The sequence below is a fragment of the Haemophilus sp. UMB1048 genome (genome assembly GCF_030218125.1).
In the GTDB taxonomy this organism is placed as follows: domain Bacteria; phylum Pseudomonadota; class Gammaproteobacteria; order Enterobacterales; family Pasteurellaceae; genus Haemophilus_D.
The window spans coordinates 51658-67778 of the sequence record NZ_JASOPB010000007.1; the positions used below are offsets into that span (position 1 = coordinate 51658).

A 16121-nucleotide genomic window follows, 5' to 3' on the forward strand; every position below is an offset into this window, starting at 1 on the left:
ATGATTTCATTAAAGAAATCTTGCTTTGCAATTTGTTTCGTTGTTTGATCAAATATTGAGATACTCAAAGTGAGTGGCTTCATTATCTAGTTTTTACCAATTAATTCAATAGATAAAACCGATCCATTTTCTAAAAATGAGAGAGCGATCACATTATTTTGTGCGTTAACGCAATCGTTTACATTTTTTTGGGGAGAAATCTGTGACACCTATCACAAAACCCAACATTGCTTGTTCCAATTAGGTTCGAATTCAATTAAGTTAGGTTCGCAATTTGTTCGTTTAAGCTCAAAATTTCTTCATTCATTTAATGAGAGTGCCAAGCACTCTAAGGAATAGAACCATGACAGACAAAAAATACATCATTGCTTTGGACCAAGGTACCACAAGCTCTCGAGCAGTATTATTAGATCACAATGCGAATGTTGTCGAAATCGCCCAACGTGAATTTACACAAATTTATCCACGCGCAGGCTGGGTGGAACATAATCCAATGGAAATTTGGGCTACACAAAGTTCAACATTAAACGAAGTCGTTGCAAAAGCAGGCATTACCTCTGACGAAATCGCGGCAATTGGTATTACTAACCAACGTGAAACCACCATTGTGTGGGAAAAAGCAACCGGCACACCGATTTATAACGCGATTGTGTGGCAATGTCGTCGTACTGCAGATATTACAGACAAACTTAAAGCGGATGGTCACGAAGACTATATCCGCAATACCACGGGCTTAGTGGTGGATCCCTATTTCTCGGGTACAAAAGTGAAATGGATTTTAGACAATGTAGAAGGCGCGCGCGAAAAAGCGGAACGCGGTGAACTTCTATTTGGTACCGTAGATACCTGGCTTGTGTGGAAATTAACCCAAGGCCGTGTTCACGTAACGGATTACACCAACGCATCCCGTACCATGTTATTTAACATCCATACGAAAAAATGGGATGACAAAATGTTGGAATTATTAAATATTCCACGCTCTATGCTACCTGAAGTACGCAATTCATCCGAAGTGTATGGCCAAACCAACATCGGGGGTAAAGGCGGCGTACGTATTCCTGTTGCGGGTATTGCGGGTGACCAACAAGCGGCACTTTACGGCCATCTATGCACACGCGCAGGTCAAGCGAAAAACACCTATGGTACAGGCTGCTTTATGTTGCTACACACCGGTGATAAAGCCATTACCTCTAAAAATGGTCTATTAACCACCATCGCTTGTAACGCTAAAGGTGAACCAGAATACGCACTTGAAGGTTCTGTGTTTATCGCTGGCGCATCAATCCAATGGTTACGTGATGAACTCAAAATCGTTCATGACAGCCACGATTCCGAATACTTCGCACAAAAAGTTCCAGACAGCAATGGCGTGTACGTTGTTCCGGCCTTCACCGGTTTAGGTGCACCATATTGGGATCCGTATGCACGCGGTGCAATTTTTGGTCTTTCTCGTGGTTCTAACCGTAACCATATTGTACGCGCAACCCTTGAATCTATCGCTTACCAAACCCGTGACGTATTAGAAGCAATGCAATCTGACTCTGGCCAACGCTTACAATATTTACGTGTTGATGGCGGCGCAACCAACAATAACTTCTTAATGCAATTCCAAGCGGATATTTTGGATGTGAACGTAGAGCGTCCAGTGGTGAAAGAAGTGACTGCACTTGGTGCAGCTTACCTTGCTGGTCTTGCAGTTGGTTTCTGGAAAGATTTAGACGAGCTTCACGACAAAGCACGTGTAGAACGAACCTTTACACCAGATAATGATGAAGAAAAACGTGAACGTCGTTATAAAGGTTGGAAAAAAGCCGTTAGACGCTCATTAGAATGGGCAAAAGAAGATGCAGAGTAATCCTTCTAATCCATAATAAAGTGCGGTCAAAATCGCTTGTGTTTTTGACCGCACTTTTATTATCTCTAAAGCTCCTTACAACATTAATGCCATACTTGAGAAGCTGACAAAAATACTATAGTATAAGAATTGGTCAACCGATCACCACTTCTCATTTTGAGAAATATATCTAACCTTTTATTAAGTGAGTATTATGAAAAAATTATTTCTTATTATTCTTTCTGCAAGTGCGCTTTCAGCTTGCGTAACCCAATCATCTCTTCAAAAAGATACCGCATTTAAATTGGGTGTTGATGCTAGCCAAGTGCAAATTTCTAATTTTAATAACGGTGTTGTTGAAGGAACTTATAATGCTGATGTGGCAGGAAAAAAATATAACTGCAAGGTTGTTGGCGGTGTAATATCTGCTGGTGTAACAGATGTAGAATGCTGGCCACAAGTAAGCAGCGGAAAAAAAGTCAAATAACATAATAAAAACTCAGCTCTCTCCGCTTACGAGAGAGCTGGACGTCGCCCTGATAGAGATAAAATGTTTATCACACGTTCACATCATTAATTATCAACTATACTGCTGCCGATACTTCTCTAAATTATCTTGAAAATGCTGAATATAGTAATCGATATCTTTTTCTCGGTAGCCAAGAATTCGTCCGATTTCACGTTCCACTTTTGGATCAAAACCATTCACAGTGCTTGCAGGAAGTAACACTTCCATTTGTTCAGCGAGTGCAAGAGATTGGGGTAAATAGACAATAAAATCAATTAAGCAAACATCATTAATATGACGCTGCACTGTTTTTGAATGAAGCATTCCTTGCTCAAGATAAGGGAGAAAGGCGTCAGGAATACCGAGCTCCTGATTGAATAATGCCACTTGCTTTTCGCCCCTTAACATTAATTCCAGCTCCTTGCCTTCATGCGGCCCAAGAATACCTTTTTCCATAAGAATATTCCTTTCGTTGAAATAAAAAAGGGGATTGGATGATTGACCAGATCCCCTTTATTGTACGCCTATTTGGCCACAATGTTCATCTAAATGACGAAATTATTTTTTCCAATTTTTCAACGCATCGGCAAAGGCATTGCCCATCGCACTATTTCCTCTTGGATGACGATCTTGGCGAGGCGAATTACTTTTTGGTTTTGCACTTAAAGTGCGGTCAGATTTGCCGTCATTTTTGACCGCACTTTCATCTAATCGCATCGTCAAGGCAATACGTTTACGCGGCACATCCACTTCCAATACTTTCACTTTTACGATATCGCCTGTTTTCACCACTTGATGTGGATCTTCTACGAATTTATCGCTCAATGATGAAATATGTACTAAACCATCTTGGTGAACACCAACATCCACAAATGCGCCGAAGTTAGTCACATTGGTGACGGTACCTTCTAAAATCATACCTGGTTTTAAATCGGTGATTTCTTCCACACCTTCTGCGAATACAGCGGTCTTGAATTCACCACGCGGATCGCGCCCTGGTTTTTCCAATTCTTTGAAAATATCTTGAACGGTTGGTAAACCAAATTGCTCATCAATGAATTGTTTTGCATCAAGCTGACGTACCACACCGGCATTGCCCATTAAATCTTGAATAGATTGCGCGGTGGCTTGCAAGATTTTTTCGACTACAGGATAAGCTTCTGGGTGAACACCTGAAGCATCAAGTGGATTTTTCCCGTCTGCAATACGCATAAAGCCTGCACATTGCTCAAAGGCTTTTGGCCCTAAACGTGGTACTTTTTTCAATTCTGCACGGCTTTCAAAACGACCATTTTCATCACGATATTCCACAATGTTTTGCGCTAAGGTTTTCGTCATACCAGCCACGCGAGCGAGCAATGGCGCGGATGCCGTATTCAAATCCACACCCACCGCGTTTACACAGTCTTCCACCACCGCATCGAGTTTACGCGCAAGTTGGGTTTGGTTTACATCGTGCTGATATTGCCCTACACCAATGGCTTTCGGTTCGATTTTCACTAATTCTGCCAATGGATCTTGTAAACGACGCGCAATTGATACCGCACCACGTAAAGATACATCTAAATTCGGGAATTCATTTGCTGCAAATTCAGAAGCAGAATAAACCGATGCGCCCGCTTCGCTCACCACAACAGTTTGTGGTTTATTTTCTTTAATTTCTTTAATCACTTCTTTCGCAAAACGTTCTGTTTCACGAGAAGCTGTACCGTTACCAATGGAAATTAACTCTACGTTGTGTTTGCGGATTAAGCTGAAAATCGTCACTTGCGCTTCGGCTTCACGGCCCGTGTGTGGATAAATGGTGGTGGTATCTAATAATTTACCTGTGTTATCCACCACCGCAACTTTCACTCCCGTACGCAAGCCCGGGTCCAAGCCCATGGTACTTTTCGCGCCAGCGGGTGCTGCCATTAAAAGTGCGGTCAGATTTCGAGCGAAAACATCAATGGCCTCTTCTTCCGCTTTTTCACGTAAACTTGCCATTAATTCTGTTTCTAAATGCAACGAAACTTTGATTTTCCATGTCCACGCAATCACTTGCTCACGCCATTTATCCGCAGGCTGTCCCGTGAAACGTACATCTAAATAATCACGAATAATCTCTTCACAATAGCTTTGGCGACTTCCCTCTTCCGCATCAGGATCAGCATTTAAGCTTAATTGTAAAATGCCCTCATTACGTCCGCGGAACATCGCTAATGCACGGTGAGAAGGCACATTTTTCAATAATTCTTGATGGTCGAAATAATCTTGGAATTTTGCCCCTTCCGTTTCTTTACCTTCGATCACTTTAGATACAATAACGGCATTTTTTGCTAAATAATCACGGACTTTCGCTAATAAACCTGCATCTTCAGCAAACCGTTCCATTAAAATATAGCGTGCACCATCAAGCGCTACCTTAGTATCTGTTACGCCTTTATCTGCATTCACAAATTCCGCAGCAGCCGTTTCTGGATCATTTTTCGGCTCATTCCAAAGTAAATCAGCCAATGGCTCAAGACCAGCTTCAATCGCAATTTGGCCTTTCGTACGGCGTTTTGGTTTGTATGGCAAATACAAATCTTCTAATTCGGTTTTGCTTTGTGTCGCATGAATTTTGTCACGCAATTCATCGGTCAATTTCCCTTGCTCTTCAATAGATTTCAAAATGGTTTGACGACGATCTTCTAATTCACGTAAATAAATTAAACGGGTTTCAAAATGACGAAGTTGGGTGTCATCCAAGCCACCAGTGGCTTCTTTACGATAACGGGCGATAAATGGAATGGTGTTGCCATCATCTAATAATTGAATGGCAGCGAGGATTTGTTGGGGTTGAACGGTTAATTCTGTCGCAATAATTTGGCTAATTTGTTGATTTAACATTGTCATACTTCTTTGTTATTAAAGGATTCGATAAAAACGGGAATAGAATACTGGTTTTAGACAACAGGCTCAAATATAATTCAAAAAAATTTCTTTTATTTTTATTATGGCAAAATCAAATTACATTACTCGTCAAGGCTGGCTTGCCCTTGACCAAGAACTTAAATTTTTGTGGAAAGAAGAACGCCCCAAAGTTACCCAAGCGGTTTCAGATGCTGCCGCGCTTGGTGACCGTAGCGAGAATGCAGAATATATTTACGGTAAACGTCGTTTACGTGAAATTGATCGCCGTGTGCGTTTCCTTTCCAAACGCTTAGAAGTGCTACAAATCGTGGATTACCACCCGAAACAAGAAGGCAAAGTATTTTTCGGTGCATGGGTTGAGCTAGAAGATGAAGAAGGTGAAGTGAAGCAATATCGCCTTGTCGGCTGCGATGAATTCGATCCCGCTAAAAACTGGATCTCAATTGATTCTCCCGTCGCACGTGCTTTAATCGGGAAAGGCGTTGACGATGAAATCCATGTTGAGACACCCTCTGGAAAAGTGGTGCTTTATGTGAATCGAATTTGGTATGAAAAATAGCGAAAGCGAAGTAGAAAAAACAAAAGAGCGGTCAAATTAACCGCTCTTTTTTATTCTAAAAATCGGATAAATTATGCTTTATCGCCAATTAATACGGACTCTAACGCAATTTCAATCATATCATTGAAGGTTAATTGACGTTCTTCTGCGGTAGTTTGTTCGTGTGTACGAATATGGTCTGAAACGGTACAGATACAAAGTGCTTTTGCACCATATTCTGCTGCTACGCCATAGATACCAGCCGCTTCCATTTCTACGCCTAAGATGCCGTATTTTTCCATTACATCAAACATTTCAAAATCTGGCGTGTAGAATAGGTCTGCAGAGAAAAGATTCCCTACGCGAACTTGCTTACCTTTTTCTTTCGCTGCTTGAACCGCTGCTTGTGCCATATCAAAATCAGCAATTGCAGCAAAATCGTTATCTTTGAAACGGATACGGTTTACTTTTGAATCAGTACATGCACCAAGGCCGATAACTACATCACGTAATTTAACGTCCATACGTACGGCACCACAAGAACCAACACGGATGATTTTTTTCACGCCGTATTCAGTAATTAATTCTTTCGCATAAATTGAGCAAGATGGGATACCCATACCGTGACCCATAACAGAGATACGACGACCTTTATAAGTACCGGTATAACCCAACATATTGCGAACGTTAGTCACTTCTTTCGCATCTTCTAAGAATGTTTCAGCAATATATTTTGCACGAAGCGGATCGCCTGGCATTAATACAACATCTGCAAATGCACCTTCAGGAGCGTTAATATGTGGAGTCATTGTTTTTTCCTCTTGTTGATAAATAAAAAATCATTTAAGCAAACGTTTTCGCCTGCTTTAAAATACAACACCACGAACGATTCGTGGTGTTGAGAGATAAAGTGCGGTCAAAATTCACCACATTTTAATTACATTGCTACGCCGCTTAACTCTATGAATAAACCTGCGATAGTCGCACTCATTAAGTTAGCTAATGTACCTGCAACAACTGCTTTTAACCCTAAGCGAGCCACATCACCACGACGATTTGGTGCCATACCACCAATACCGCCGATTAAGATTGCGATAGAGCTAAAGTTAGCGAAACCACATAATGCGAAAGTAATGATGGCTTTGGTTTTTTCACTTAATACAACTGCTGCATCTGGTTGTAAGTATTTCGCAAATTCTAAGTAACCCACGAATTCATTTACTGCCAATTTAAGCCCGATCATTTGACCTGCAACAGCAGATTCCTCCCAAGATACACCGATTAAGTATGCTAATGGTTTGAATACCCAACCGAAGATTGATTGTAAAGTTAAGTCGTCGTAACCTAACTTGCCACCTACGCCGCCTAAAATACCGTTAATTAAAGCAATTAAACCGACGAAAGCGAGTAACATTGCACCAACGTTTAACGCTAATTGCATACCTGCACTCGCACCACCAGCCATGGCTTCAAGCACGTTAGTCGGTTTTTCGCTATCGTCTGTATCAGGTTGTTTATCAGTAAATTGTTCAGTTTGTGGGAATAAAATTTTCGCAAATAACAAACCTGCAGGTGCAGCCATGAAAGATGCGGCAATTAAGTAAGTCAACGGCACGCCCATTCCTGCATAACCCGCCATTACAGAACCCGCGATAGAGGCTGTACCACCCGCCATGATGGCGAACAATTCAGATTGGGTCATGTTTTTAATGTAAGGACGAACCACTAACGGTGCTTCTGTTTGACCAACGAAGATGTTCGCTGCAGCAGACATTGATTCTGCTTTTGATGTGCCTAATGCCGCTTGTAATGCACCACCGATCACTTTGATGACGGCTTGCATGATACCTAAGTAATAAAGCACAGAAATTAAACCGGAGAAAAAGACGATGATTGGTAACACTTTCACTGCAAAGATAAAGCCGACATTTGAAGGATCTGCTAATCCACCAAAGACGAAATTAATCCCTTCGTTACCATACGCAATAACATTTGACACTCCATTTGCTGTCGCTTGTAATGCATCACGGCCATACGGCACATACAAAATAAGGGCCGCAAATCCGATTTGGATCGCCAAAGCCCCTAATACAGTACGTAAATTAATCGCCTTACGATTATTTGAAAATAATACGGCAATGACCAGTAATACGACAATGCCTAAAACGCTACCTAAAATACCCATTTTTTTTCCCCTAGGTTGGTTAGATAAGTAAGTGAATAAAATTGTCCTATTCTACTTGTTTTTCGGTAAAAAGTCGGAATATTTTTGCTACTTTTCGATATGTTTGCTTATAAAATGGTCACAATTTTGGTCAGACCACAAGATTTCGCATAGTTTTCAAGTTCTTGGGTCTGCTCAACAGTTGGGACATAAGGGCTGAGCCCTTCAGCGTCTCGTGCACCTTTTGTGTGCATTCGAATAATTTTGAACAAAACATCCGGATAATCTTTCAATAAGGAAGCGACTTTTTCCACCAACTTTTCTGCATCAAAAAAATTCGCCACATAAACTAACCGCACTTCTTCCACTTTATTTAATGGCAATAATTGCGCCAAGTTCTTCAAATTGCGATCTAAATTTTCTTGCTTGATATGTTGATGAGTAGGAATGATGTTTTGAGGGACAATGCCTTGGCGATTTTGTCTATCAAAGCACAAACTTTGTAAGCCAAGCCCTTCTCCTTTTAGGTCAAAGAGAAATTTGTCTGTCACATCAATTAAAGGTCGAATTGCTTCAAATTCAAAGAAACCACTGCTATCTAAATAGCAAGTTAGCCCTTCTTCACGTAGCTTTTGAAACAACGGAACGAGCTTTTTATGATGAATAGTGGGTTCCCCACCAGAAACCGTCACGCCACGAATGAAAGGTACCGCATCCATCACTTGCTCATACAAATAATGCAGACTAACTTGATGAGCCCCTTCCGCATAACGAGGAATGGTTTCTGGATTATGGCAATAAAGGCAGTTTAACTTACAGCCTTGTAAGAAAATACTGGTGCGATTCCCCTGCCCTTCTACATTAGAAAAAGGAATAATACGATGCAGGGGAACATAAATATCAGAAAGTGCAGTCACAAAAAACGCTGTTTTCTAGAGTAAGTCATCACTTACGAAAGTTTCATTTGGAAAATCACTAATTCCGCTTGGCAGCAGAATGTGAAAACCGCTTTAAGCAAGTATCCCTCTTCAACCTGTTGAATTTCAGAGTGAATTTGACAAGGTTCACTTTCGATATCACGTGCTTTTAACGTGAAATATTCCAATGCACCTTCTGCATCTTGACGAGTCGCGTAAAACTGCTCGATAGGTAAACTACAATCGCTGTTATCAAACAATGATTTCATATCGAAAGTATTACAACCTACACATTCAATTGGTTTTTCAGTTTGAATGGCCATCTTTTTCTCCTTATCTAAAAAAGCCGTGATAGAACACGGCTTATTAAGTTTAAAATTATTTTGCTGCAACAAAGCCGACGGCTTCGTACACTTTATCAAGGGTTGCTTTTGCTCTTGCGCGGGCTTTTTCCGCACCTTGACGTAAAATCTCGTCTAAAAGTGCTTCATCATTACGATATTGATAGAAACGTTCTTGTAAACCAGCAAGTAAGTTTGACACTTCATCTGCAACGGCTGTTTTTAAGTGGCCGTACATTTTGCCTTCAAATTCTTTTTCAAGTTCTGCCACAGATTTATCGGTTACTGCAGAAAGGATATCTAATAAGTTAGACACACCCGCTTTGTTTTTTACGTCATAACGTACAACAGGTGGTTCATCAGAATCTGTTACCGCGCGTTTGATTTTTTTCGCTACCGATTTAGGATCTTCAAGCAAGGTCACCACGTTATTACGGTTATCATCTGATTTTGACATTTTTTTATCAGGATCTTGCAAAGACATAATACGCGCACCCGCTTTACCTAAGAAGATTTCAGGGATCGTGAAAATATCACCGTAAAGGGCATTAAAACGAGCCGCAATATCACGGGTGATTTCTAAATGTTGTTTTTGGTCATCCCCTACTGGCACGCTTTTTGCTTGGTAAAGTAAGATATCTGCTGCCATTAAAACCGGGTAATCAAATAAACCCACGTTAATATTTTCGGCATAACGTGCTGATTTATCTTTAAATTGAGTCATACGGCTCATTTCACCAAAATAAGTGTAGCAGTTTAATACCCAGCTTAGTTGAGTATGTTCTGGTACATGAGATTGCACGAAGATCGTGCTTTTATTCGGATCAATGCCACAAGCCAAGTAAAGGGCGAGTACATCAAGAGTAGCCTTACGAAGCGCCGCAGGATCTTGACGTACAGTGATGGCATGTAAATCCACCACACAGAAAATACACTCATAATCTTCTTGCATTTTTACCCAGTTGCGAAGTGCGCCTAAATAATTCCCGATAGTTAATTCGCCGGAAGGCTGCACGCCACTGAATACAATTGGTTTTGTCATTGGTTATCCTTTTATTCTGTAAAATGAATTGGCGCTATGATAACAAAAGATAGGGCGTTTTTTAATGATTGAGTTCAAAACAATGTGTAAAAATGCTATATTACGCCCAAAATTTCTACAGCTTACAATCTATAGTCCCAATGAAAAATTATAATGATATGGCTCTGGCACTTGCCGGTGTTTGTCAATCTGTCTTATTAATCAGTCAATTAGCACAAAAAGGCGAAGTTGATCATCAAGATGCATTCCAAACCACCATTCATTCTCTTCTCATTACTCAACCCGAAGATACATTAGCCGTATTTGGCGGTGATGTTCAACATCTTAAAGTGGGATTAAACACACTTATTGAGCAACTCACTCAATTAAATGACAAAAATTTATTGAATTATTGGGGCAGCCTGTTAGCGTTAGAGAGCAAATTAAACAAGCAACCTGAAATCAAACAAGAACTTGGTCGCCGTATTGCTCGTTTACCAGAACAACTTTCTTATCACGACAATCAATTTGATGATGAGATGTTTTCTATCATGGCAAATATTTATGTCGATACAATTAGCCCTTTAGGCAAACGCATTCATATTATTGGTTCGGCATATCATTTACAGCAACAAAATGTACAAGACAAAATTCGTGCGTGTTTGCTTGCCGGCATTCGTTCTGCCGTTTTGTGGCGTCAAGTAGGTGGCAGCAAATGGCAACTGTTATTTCATCGTAAAAAATTAGTGCAAGCGGCACGACAACTCTACTCAACTTTAAATTAATCCTTGGAGAACTCTTATGCAACTTTCCGCATTAACCGCTCTTTCCCCGATTGACGGTCGTTATCAAGATAAAGCCACCGCATTACGTGGTATTTTCAGTGAATTTGGCTTGCTCAAATTCCGTGTCACCGTGGAAGTACGTTGGTTACAAAAATTGGCGGCAACCGCTGAAATCCAAGAAGTTTCTTCTTTGTCTAAAGAAGCAAACGATTACCTTAATAAAATTGTGGAAGAATTCAGTCTTCAAGATGCTGAACGTATCAAAGAAATTGAGCGCACCACGAATCATGATGTCAAAGCGGTTGAATATTTCTTAAAAGAAAAAAGTGAAGCTTTACCAGAATTAGCCAAAGTCTCTGAATTTATTCACTTTGCCTGTACCTCGGAAGACATTAACAATCTTTCTCATGCCTTGATGTTAAAAACAGCGCGTGAAGAGGTGATCTTACCTGAATGGCAAAAACTGATTAATGAAATCATCCGTTTAGCGAACGAATACAAAACCATTCCATTACTTTCTCGTACACACGGCCAACCTGCCTCACCAAGTACTGTGGGTAAAGAAATGGCAAACGTAGTTTACCGCTTAAAACGCCAATTCAAACAACTCCAACAAAATGAAATCTTGGGGAAAATTAATGGTGCTGTGGGTAACTACAATGCTCATTTATCTGCCTATCCAAATATCAACTGGCACAAATTTAGTGAAGAGTTTGTCACCTCATTAGGTTTAGATTGGAACCCATACACCACGCAAATTGAACCTCACGATTACATTGCTGAATACTTTGATGCCGTGGTACGTTTTAATACCATCATCATCGACTTCGACCGTGATTTATGGGGCTACATTGCATTAAATCACTTTAAACAACGCACTATCGCGGGTGAAATTGGTTCATCCACCATGCCGCATAAAGTGAATCCAATTGACTTCGAAAACTCAGAAGGTAACTTAGGGTTAGCGAATGCTGTGATGACTCACCTTGGTCAAAAATTACCAATTTCTCGCTGGCAGCGTGACTTAACCGACTCTACTGTATTACGTAACTTAGGTGTGGGTTTAGGTTATTGTTTAATTGCGTATGCTGCAACGCGTAAAGGTATCAGCAAATTAGAAGTGAATGAACAACATCTCCGTGATGAACTCAACCAAAACTGGGAAGTTTTAGCTGAGCCAATTCAAACGGTGATGCGTCGCTATGGTATTGAAAAACCATACGAAAAATTAAAAGAGCTCACTCGTGGTAAACGCGTTGATGAAAAAGCAATGCGTGAATTCATCGAAAAACTGGATATTCCGGCTGATGAAAAAGCCCGTTTACAACAACTCACCCCTGCCACCTACATCGGTGCAGCCATTGAGTTAGTAGAAAAACTTTAATAAATAAAAGAGCATCTTTTTATGCCCTAAAAAATCAAAGTGCGGTCAAAAACACCAGAGATTTTGACCGCACTTTTTATTCTTTTTTTACTATTTCCCGTTTCATCATTCACGCTTAATAAATAGCAATCGTGCGTGATCATACACCCAATTAAAAATAAAGGTATAAACTGTCACCATCACCGTTAAACTGAAATCCATCATAAAAGCTGTAATCCAATCCACTTTTAAAAAGTAAGCAATGATCGGCACAGTGAAAATAAGCAAACCACCTTCAAATGAAATGGCATGTAAAGTACGAAATATGACGCCTCGCTTTTCTCGCGGCCCCGTAAATACTTTATCAAGGAAATAATTAAAGATGAGATTCCATAGCATGGCTGTTAAGGAAACCAGCACCATGGAACCAAATAGAATAGACACACTTTCTTCTGTAAAGAAATACAAAGCGAAAACGGAAAGCAACACAACCGTGGTTTCAAACAAGATTGCGTGAAAAAGTCGCTCAAGAAAACTCATTTGTCATCCTTTACAAAGAAAAAGTGCGGTCAAATTCACCGCACTTTTCATCAATATTTGGATTAATTGGTTTTTAATTTATTCCAATATTTTTCGTAAATGTCCACTGCTTCACCCACATCGCCTTGCATAATGCCTTTTTCAATATTTTCAGCTGATGGGAACAAGGTTGGGTTATTCGCCATTTCTGGTGAAAGTAACGCTTTCACGCCTTCATTTGGCATAGAGAAACCCATTTTTTCAACGACTAATTTTGCATTTTCAGGGCGAAGTAAGAAGTCGATAAATTTATAAGCTCCTTCAACATTGTTCGCACCTTTTGGTATCGCGTAGTTATCCATCCAGAAAATCGCGCCTTCTTTTGGATACACAAATTGGATACTTGGATTTTCTTTGTGGGCTAAATAAGCCGAACCATTCCATAACATACCAATAGAGGCTTCACCTTGAACAAACGGCACTTCTGGCGAGTCAGAGTTAAAGGTCACCACGTTTGGTAACAATTTCACTAAACGCTCATAAGCCGCTTTAATATCTTCTTCATTCGTGGTGTTTGGTGATTTACCATCTAAAAGTAATGCAATGTGGAACACTTCACGCGCATCACTGGTTAATAATACTTTACCTTTATATTCTGGATTCCATAAATCAGCCCAACTCGTGATTTTACTTGGATCAACATCATCCGCATTCACACCGATACCGGTTAAGCCATAAACATAAGGCAGAGAATATTTGTTATTTGGGTCAAATTCCTTGTTTAATAAGTTTGCTGGAATTTGTTTAAAATTACTTAATTTGCTGTGATCAAGCTCTTGTAACATATTTTCTTTCGCCATTTTATTGACGTAATAGCTTGATGGGAAAACTAAATCATAACCACTGCCTGTACTGGAGGTCAGTTTCAATTTAGCATACATTTCTTCATTACTTTCAAACGTAGAATAAATCACTTCAATGCCGGTTTCTTTGGTAAATTCTGCAACCAAATTGGATGGCACATAGTCAGTCCAGTTGTAAACATAAAGTTTTTCAGCAGCAAATGCAGCAGAAGTTGCAGCAAATGCAACGGCAGAAAGACAAAGTGATTTGATGTATTGAACAGCATTTTTTTTCAATTTATTGACCTCCTCAGGACAATCAAAATAAACCTTAAGTAATCGTTTACTTGTATAAACTTGGGGGAGTATAGCACCTTTTTAGCAAAAGGTTTGACATATTTTCCCATCAGGGTAAGATTCCCTCAATTTCAATTTTATGTTAATTAATTAGGCATCAATCATGCTCGAATTCGCTCATCAAGAACATATCAAATCTTATTATTTCGACAGTCGAAACCAAACCTTCGAATTGCCGCCTCTCACTCAGCAAGAAGAATCAGATGTTTGTGTTATTGGTGCGGGTTTCTTCGGTTTATCAGCAGCCCTTGAATTAGCAGAAAAAGGCAAGAAAGTCATTGTATTAGAAGGCGCAAGAGTAGGATTTGGCGCATCCGGCAGAAGTGGCGGTCAAGCTATCAATGGTTTTGAAGAAGGCATTGATGAATATATTGCTCAAGTGGGCTTTGATAAAGCGAAAAAACTTTGGGATATGTCGCTAGAAGCCATTGATATTATTGATGAACGCATTGCAAAATATGGTATTCAATGTGATTGGAAAAAAGGTTATGCCACATTGGCGTTAAATAAACGTCGAATGGACGAGCTCATTGAAATGGAAAAAGCTAGCCATGCGACTTTTGGCTATGACAAGATGCAACTTTGGGATAAAGCCAAACTTAAACAACATCTAGGCAGTGATATTTATGTAGGCGGCTTATACGATAGTAATTCTGGCCACTTACACCCATTAAACTATTGCTTAGGCTTAGCAAAAGCTTGCTTAGATTTAGGCGTGCAGATTTATGAACAATCGCCTGTTGTGGATTTAGTGGAAAAATCAGGTTGCATTGAAGTCAAAACCGATAAAAGTGCGGTCATTTCTCAAGATGTTATTTTAGCCACCAATGCTTATATTGATGCGCTACCGAAATCTATTCATCATGGTATTAATCGAAAAATCTTACCGGTCGAGAGCTTTATTATTGCGACCGAACCTTTAGATCAAGCCACGGCTGACTCAGTGATCAACAATGGCATGTCTGTTTGCGATAACAATATCTTGCTCGATTACTATCGCTTGAGTGCGGATAACCGTTTGTTATTTGGTAGTGACTCAAGCTCAGAAAAAGATATGGTGCAAATTATGCGTGGCAATATGTTGCATGTTTTCCCACAGTTAGAAAATGTCAAAATTGACTATGGCTGGGCAGGGCCGATTGATATGACACTGAATGCAAGCCCGCATTTTGGTCGTATCTCACCGCATATTTACTTTGCACAAGGTTACTCTGGGCATGGCGTCGCACTAACAGGGCTTGCGGGACGCATTATTGCTGAAGCGATTTTAGGTAATGACGAACGCTTGAAAATTTTTGAAGAATTGAAAGTCCCTTCGTTTTACGGTGGAAAATATCTTAAAAACTTAGCCACCAAGATCGGCGTACTCTATTACAAATTCCTCGATCGTTATCGTTAATTAAAAAACAAAAGGCGTGTTAAATACACGCCTTTATTGTTTCGATGACATTTAAGGTTTAATGTCTCGTAAAATAGGATTTTGCATGGAAATCAAGGTTTCCGTCGATTGAATTTCATCAATCAGCTGAATCTTAGTCGCCAACACAGAATGTAATTCAGCAATGGTGTGCGTCATCACTTTGATAAAAATAGAATAATTTCCCGTGGTGTAATAGGCTTCCACCACTTCATCAAAAGTGTCGAGTTTTTTAATCACTTTTTCGTAATCTTTTGCGCTTTTCAAAATAATACCAATAAAGCAACATACATCATAGCCCAGTTTACGCTCATCAATAATTGCTTTTGTGCCTTCAATCAAACCAGACTGACGCATTTTCTCTACGCGAACATGAATTGTACCTGGACTCACCCCAAAGCTCTTTGCCATTTCTGCATAAGGTGTACGGGCATCTTTTGTCAGTACTCGGAGAATTTGTCGATCGAGCGTATCGATATTGTGCATATAGCCCCCTGTTAGATCTTTTTTAAAATATCTTCTTTATTTTTGATAATATTCAATATTTAAAACAATGTAAAGAAATTACTTGAAACAAAATGCAATTTTATTAAATAATACACAACAAATCTTACCAGTTA

General features: G+C 39.9%; 16 protein-coding genes. 6 read left to right on the forward strand and 10 right to left on the reverse strand.

Features of this window, described 5'->3' with window-relative positions:
- Positions 1–343 precede the first annotated feature (343 nt).
- Together glpK and QP437_RS07540 are read left to right on the forward strand one after the other, a co-directional pair.
- On the forward strand, positions 344–1855 hold the full coding sequence (glpK, locus tag QP437_RS07535; protein WP_285267457.1) for a glycerol kinase GlpK: 1512 nt from the start codon (positions 344–346) through the stop codon (positions 1853–1855).
- Positions 1856–2048: 193 nt separating this feature from the next.
- Positions 2049–2321: a hypothetical protein gene (locus tag QP437_RS07540; protein ID WP_054420339.1), complete on the forward strand. Its 273-nt coding sequence runs from the start codon at positions 2049–2051 to the stop codon at positions 2319–2321.
- A gap of 93 nt (positions 2322–2414) precedes the next feature.
- Here the strand turns inward: QP437_RS07540 and QP437_RS07545 are convergent, their stop codons facing one another.
- Together QP437_RS07545 and QP437_RS07550 are read right to left on the reverse strand one after the other, a co-directional pair.
- Complete coding sequence (locus QP437_RS07545) at positions 2415–2798, reverse strand: hypothetical protein (RefSeq protein WP_285267458.1); 384 nt, start codon at positions 2796–2798, stop codon at positions 2415–2417.
- Positions 2799–2900: 102 nt separating this feature from the next.
- Positions 2901–5213 carry a Tex family protein gene (locus tag QP437_RS07550; protein ID WP_285267459.1) on the reverse strand — a complete coding sequence of 771 codons (2313 nt, stop codon included), beginning with the start codon at positions 5211–5213 and terminating at the stop codon, positions 2901–2903.
- A 106-nt stretch (positions 5214–5319) separates the two neighbouring features.
- Between QP437_RS07550 and greB the strand changes: the two genes are divergently transcribed.
- The gene (gene greB / locus QP437_RS07555; RefSeq protein ID WP_005697419.1) at positions 5320–5796 is read left to right on the forward strand and encodes a transcription elongation factor GreB; all 477 of its coding nucleotides are present in this window, start codon (positions 5320–5322) and stop codon (positions 5794–5796) included.
- A 71-nt stretch (positions 5797–5867) separates the two neighbouring features.
- On the opposite strand, the gene deoD is transcribed toward greB, so the two are convergent.
- From deoD to trpS, 5 genes are all read right to left on the reverse strand, one after another.
- Entirely contained in the window at positions 5868–6584 is a 717-nt protein-coding gene (deoD, locus tag QP437_RS07560; protein ID WP_049365725.1) for a purine-nucleoside phosphorylase, read from the reverse strand.
- Positions 6585–6712: 128 nt separating this feature from the next.
- On the reverse strand, positions 6713–7960 hold the full coding sequence (locus QP437_RS07565; protein WP_054420336.1) for a NupC/NupG family nucleoside CNT transporter: 1248 nt from the start codon (positions 7958–7960) through the stop codon (positions 6713–6715).
- A 107-nt stretch (positions 7961–8067) separates the two neighbouring features.
- A complete protein-coding gene (locus QP437_RS07570; RefSeq protein WP_285267460.1) occupies positions 8068–8856 on the reverse strand; it encodes a 4Fe-4S cluster-binding domain-containing protein in 789 nt (262 codons plus the stop codon).
- 32 nt (positions 8857–8888) lie between these two features.
- Positions 8889–9179, reverse strand: a complete 291-nt coding sequence (locus QP437_RS07575) for a YfcZ/YiiS family protein (protein WP_285267461.1) — start codon at positions 9177–9179, stop codon at positions 8889–8891.
- A 55-nt stretch (positions 9180–9234) separates the two neighbouring features.
- Positions 9235–10239: a tryptophan--tRNA ligase gene (trpS, locus tag QP437_RS07580; protein ID WP_065243612.1), complete on the reverse strand. Its 1005-nt coding sequence runs from the start codon at positions 10237–10239 to the stop codon at positions 9235–9237.
- Between the two features lie 140 nt (positions 10240–10379).
- Between trpS and hflD the strand changes: the two genes are divergently transcribed.
- Both hflD and purB read left to right on the forward strand, forming a co-directional pair.
- Positions 10380–11003, forward strand: a complete 624-nt coding sequence (hflD, locus tag QP437_RS07585) for a high frequency lysogenization protein HflD (RefSeq protein ID WP_032803925.1) — start codon at positions 10380–10382, stop codon at positions 11001–11003.
- A gap of 16 nt (positions 11004–11019) precedes the next feature.
- Positions 11020–12387, forward strand: coding sequence for an adenylosuccinate lyase (gene purB, locus QP437_RS07590; protein WP_285267462.1), 1368 nt, complete (start codon positions 11020–11022; stop codon positions 12385–12387).
- Positions 12388–12492: 105 nt separating this feature from the next.
- Here the strand turns inward: purB and QP437_RS07595 are convergent, their stop codons facing one another.
- Together QP437_RS07595 and QP437_RS07600 are read right to left on the reverse strand one after the other, a co-directional pair.
- Positions 12493–12906 (reverse strand): PACE efflux transporter, encoded by a 414-nt coding sequence (locus QP437_RS07595; RefSeq protein ID WP_014064625.1) that lies wholly within the window; start codon positions 12904–12906, stop codon positions 12493–12495.
- A gap of 62 nt (positions 12907–12968) precedes the next feature.
- A complete protein-coding gene (locus QP437_RS07600; RefSeq protein ID WP_285267506.1) occupies positions 12969–14000 on the reverse strand; it encodes an extracellular solute-binding protein in 1032 nt (343 codons plus the stop codon).
- Between the two features lie 187 nt (positions 14001–14187).
- On the opposite strand from QP437_RS07600, the gene QP437_RS07605 reads away from it, so the two are divergent.
- A complete protein-coding gene (locus QP437_RS07605; protein WP_285267463.1) occupies positions 14188–15483 on the forward strand; it encodes an FAD-binding oxidoreductase in 1296 nt (431 codons plus the stop codon).
- Positions 15484–15534: 51 nt separating this feature from the next.
- On the opposite strand, the gene asnC is transcribed toward QP437_RS07605, so the two are convergent.
- Positions 15535–15987, reverse strand: a complete 453-nt coding sequence (gene asnC, locus QP437_RS07610) for a transcriptional regulator AsnC (RefSeq protein ID WP_049357122.1) — start codon at positions 15985–15987, stop codon at positions 15535–15537.
- Between the last annotated feature and the right edge of the window lie 134 nt (positions 15988–16121).

What these genes read in the sequence shown, in the direction of transcription:
- glpK (WP_285267457.1), top strand. Translation starts at nt 344, where the DNA reads ATGACAGACAAAAAATACATCATTGCTTTGGACCAAGGTACCACAAGC.
- QP437_RS07540 (WP_054420339.1), top strand. Translation starts at nt 2,049, where the DNA reads ATGAAAAAATTATTTCTTATTATTCTTTCTGCAAGTGCGCTTTCAGCT.
- QP437_RS07545 (WP_285267458.1), bottom strand. Translation starts at nt 2,798, where the DNA reads ATGGAAAAAGGTATTCTTGGGCCGCATGAAGGCAAGGAGCTGGAATTA.
- QP437_RS07550 (WP_285267459.1), bottom strand. Translation starts at nt 5,213, where the DNA reads ATGTTAAATCAACAAATTAGCCAAATTATTGCGACAGAATTAACCGTT.
- greB (WP_005697419.1), top strand. Translation starts at nt 5,320, where the DNA reads ATGGCAAAATCAAATTACATTACTCGTCAAGGCTGGCTTGCCCTTGAC.
- deoD (WP_049365725.1), bottom strand. Translation starts at nt 6,584, where the DNA reads ATGACTCCACATATTAACGCTCCTGAAGGTGCATTTGCAGATGTTGTA.
- QP437_RS07565 (WP_054420336.1), bottom strand. Translation starts at nt 7,960, where the DNA reads ATGGGTATTTTAGGTAGCGTTTTAGGCATTGTCGTATTACTGGTCATT.
- QP437_RS07575 (WP_285267461.1), bottom strand. Translation starts at nt 9,179, where the DNA reads ATGGCCATTCAAACTGAAAAACCAATTGAATGTGTAGGTTGTAATACT.
- trpS (WP_065243612.1), bottom strand. Translation starts at nt 10,239, where the DNA reads ATGACAAAACCAATTGTATTCAGTGGCGTGCAGCCTTCCGGCGAATTA.
- hflD (WP_032803925.1), top strand. Translation starts at nt 10,380, where the DNA reads ATGAAAAATTATAATGATATGGCTCTGGCACTTGCCGGTGTTTGTCAA.
- purB (WP_285267462.1), top strand. Translation starts at nt 11,020, where the DNA reads ATGCAACTTTCCGCATTAACCGCTCTTTCCCCGATTGACGGTCGTTAT.
- QP437_RS07595 (WP_014064625.1), bottom strand. Translation starts at nt 12,906, where the DNA reads ATGAGTTTTCTTGAGCGACTTTTTCACGCAATCTTGTTTGAAACCACG.
- QP437_RS07605 (WP_285267463.1), top strand. Translation starts at nt 14,188, where the DNA reads ATGCTCGAATTCGCTCATCAAGAACATATCAAATCTTATTATTTCGAC.
- asnC (WP_049357122.1), bottom strand. Translation starts at nt 15,987, where the DNA reads ATGCACAATATCGATACGCTCGATCGACAAATTCTCCGAGTACTGACA.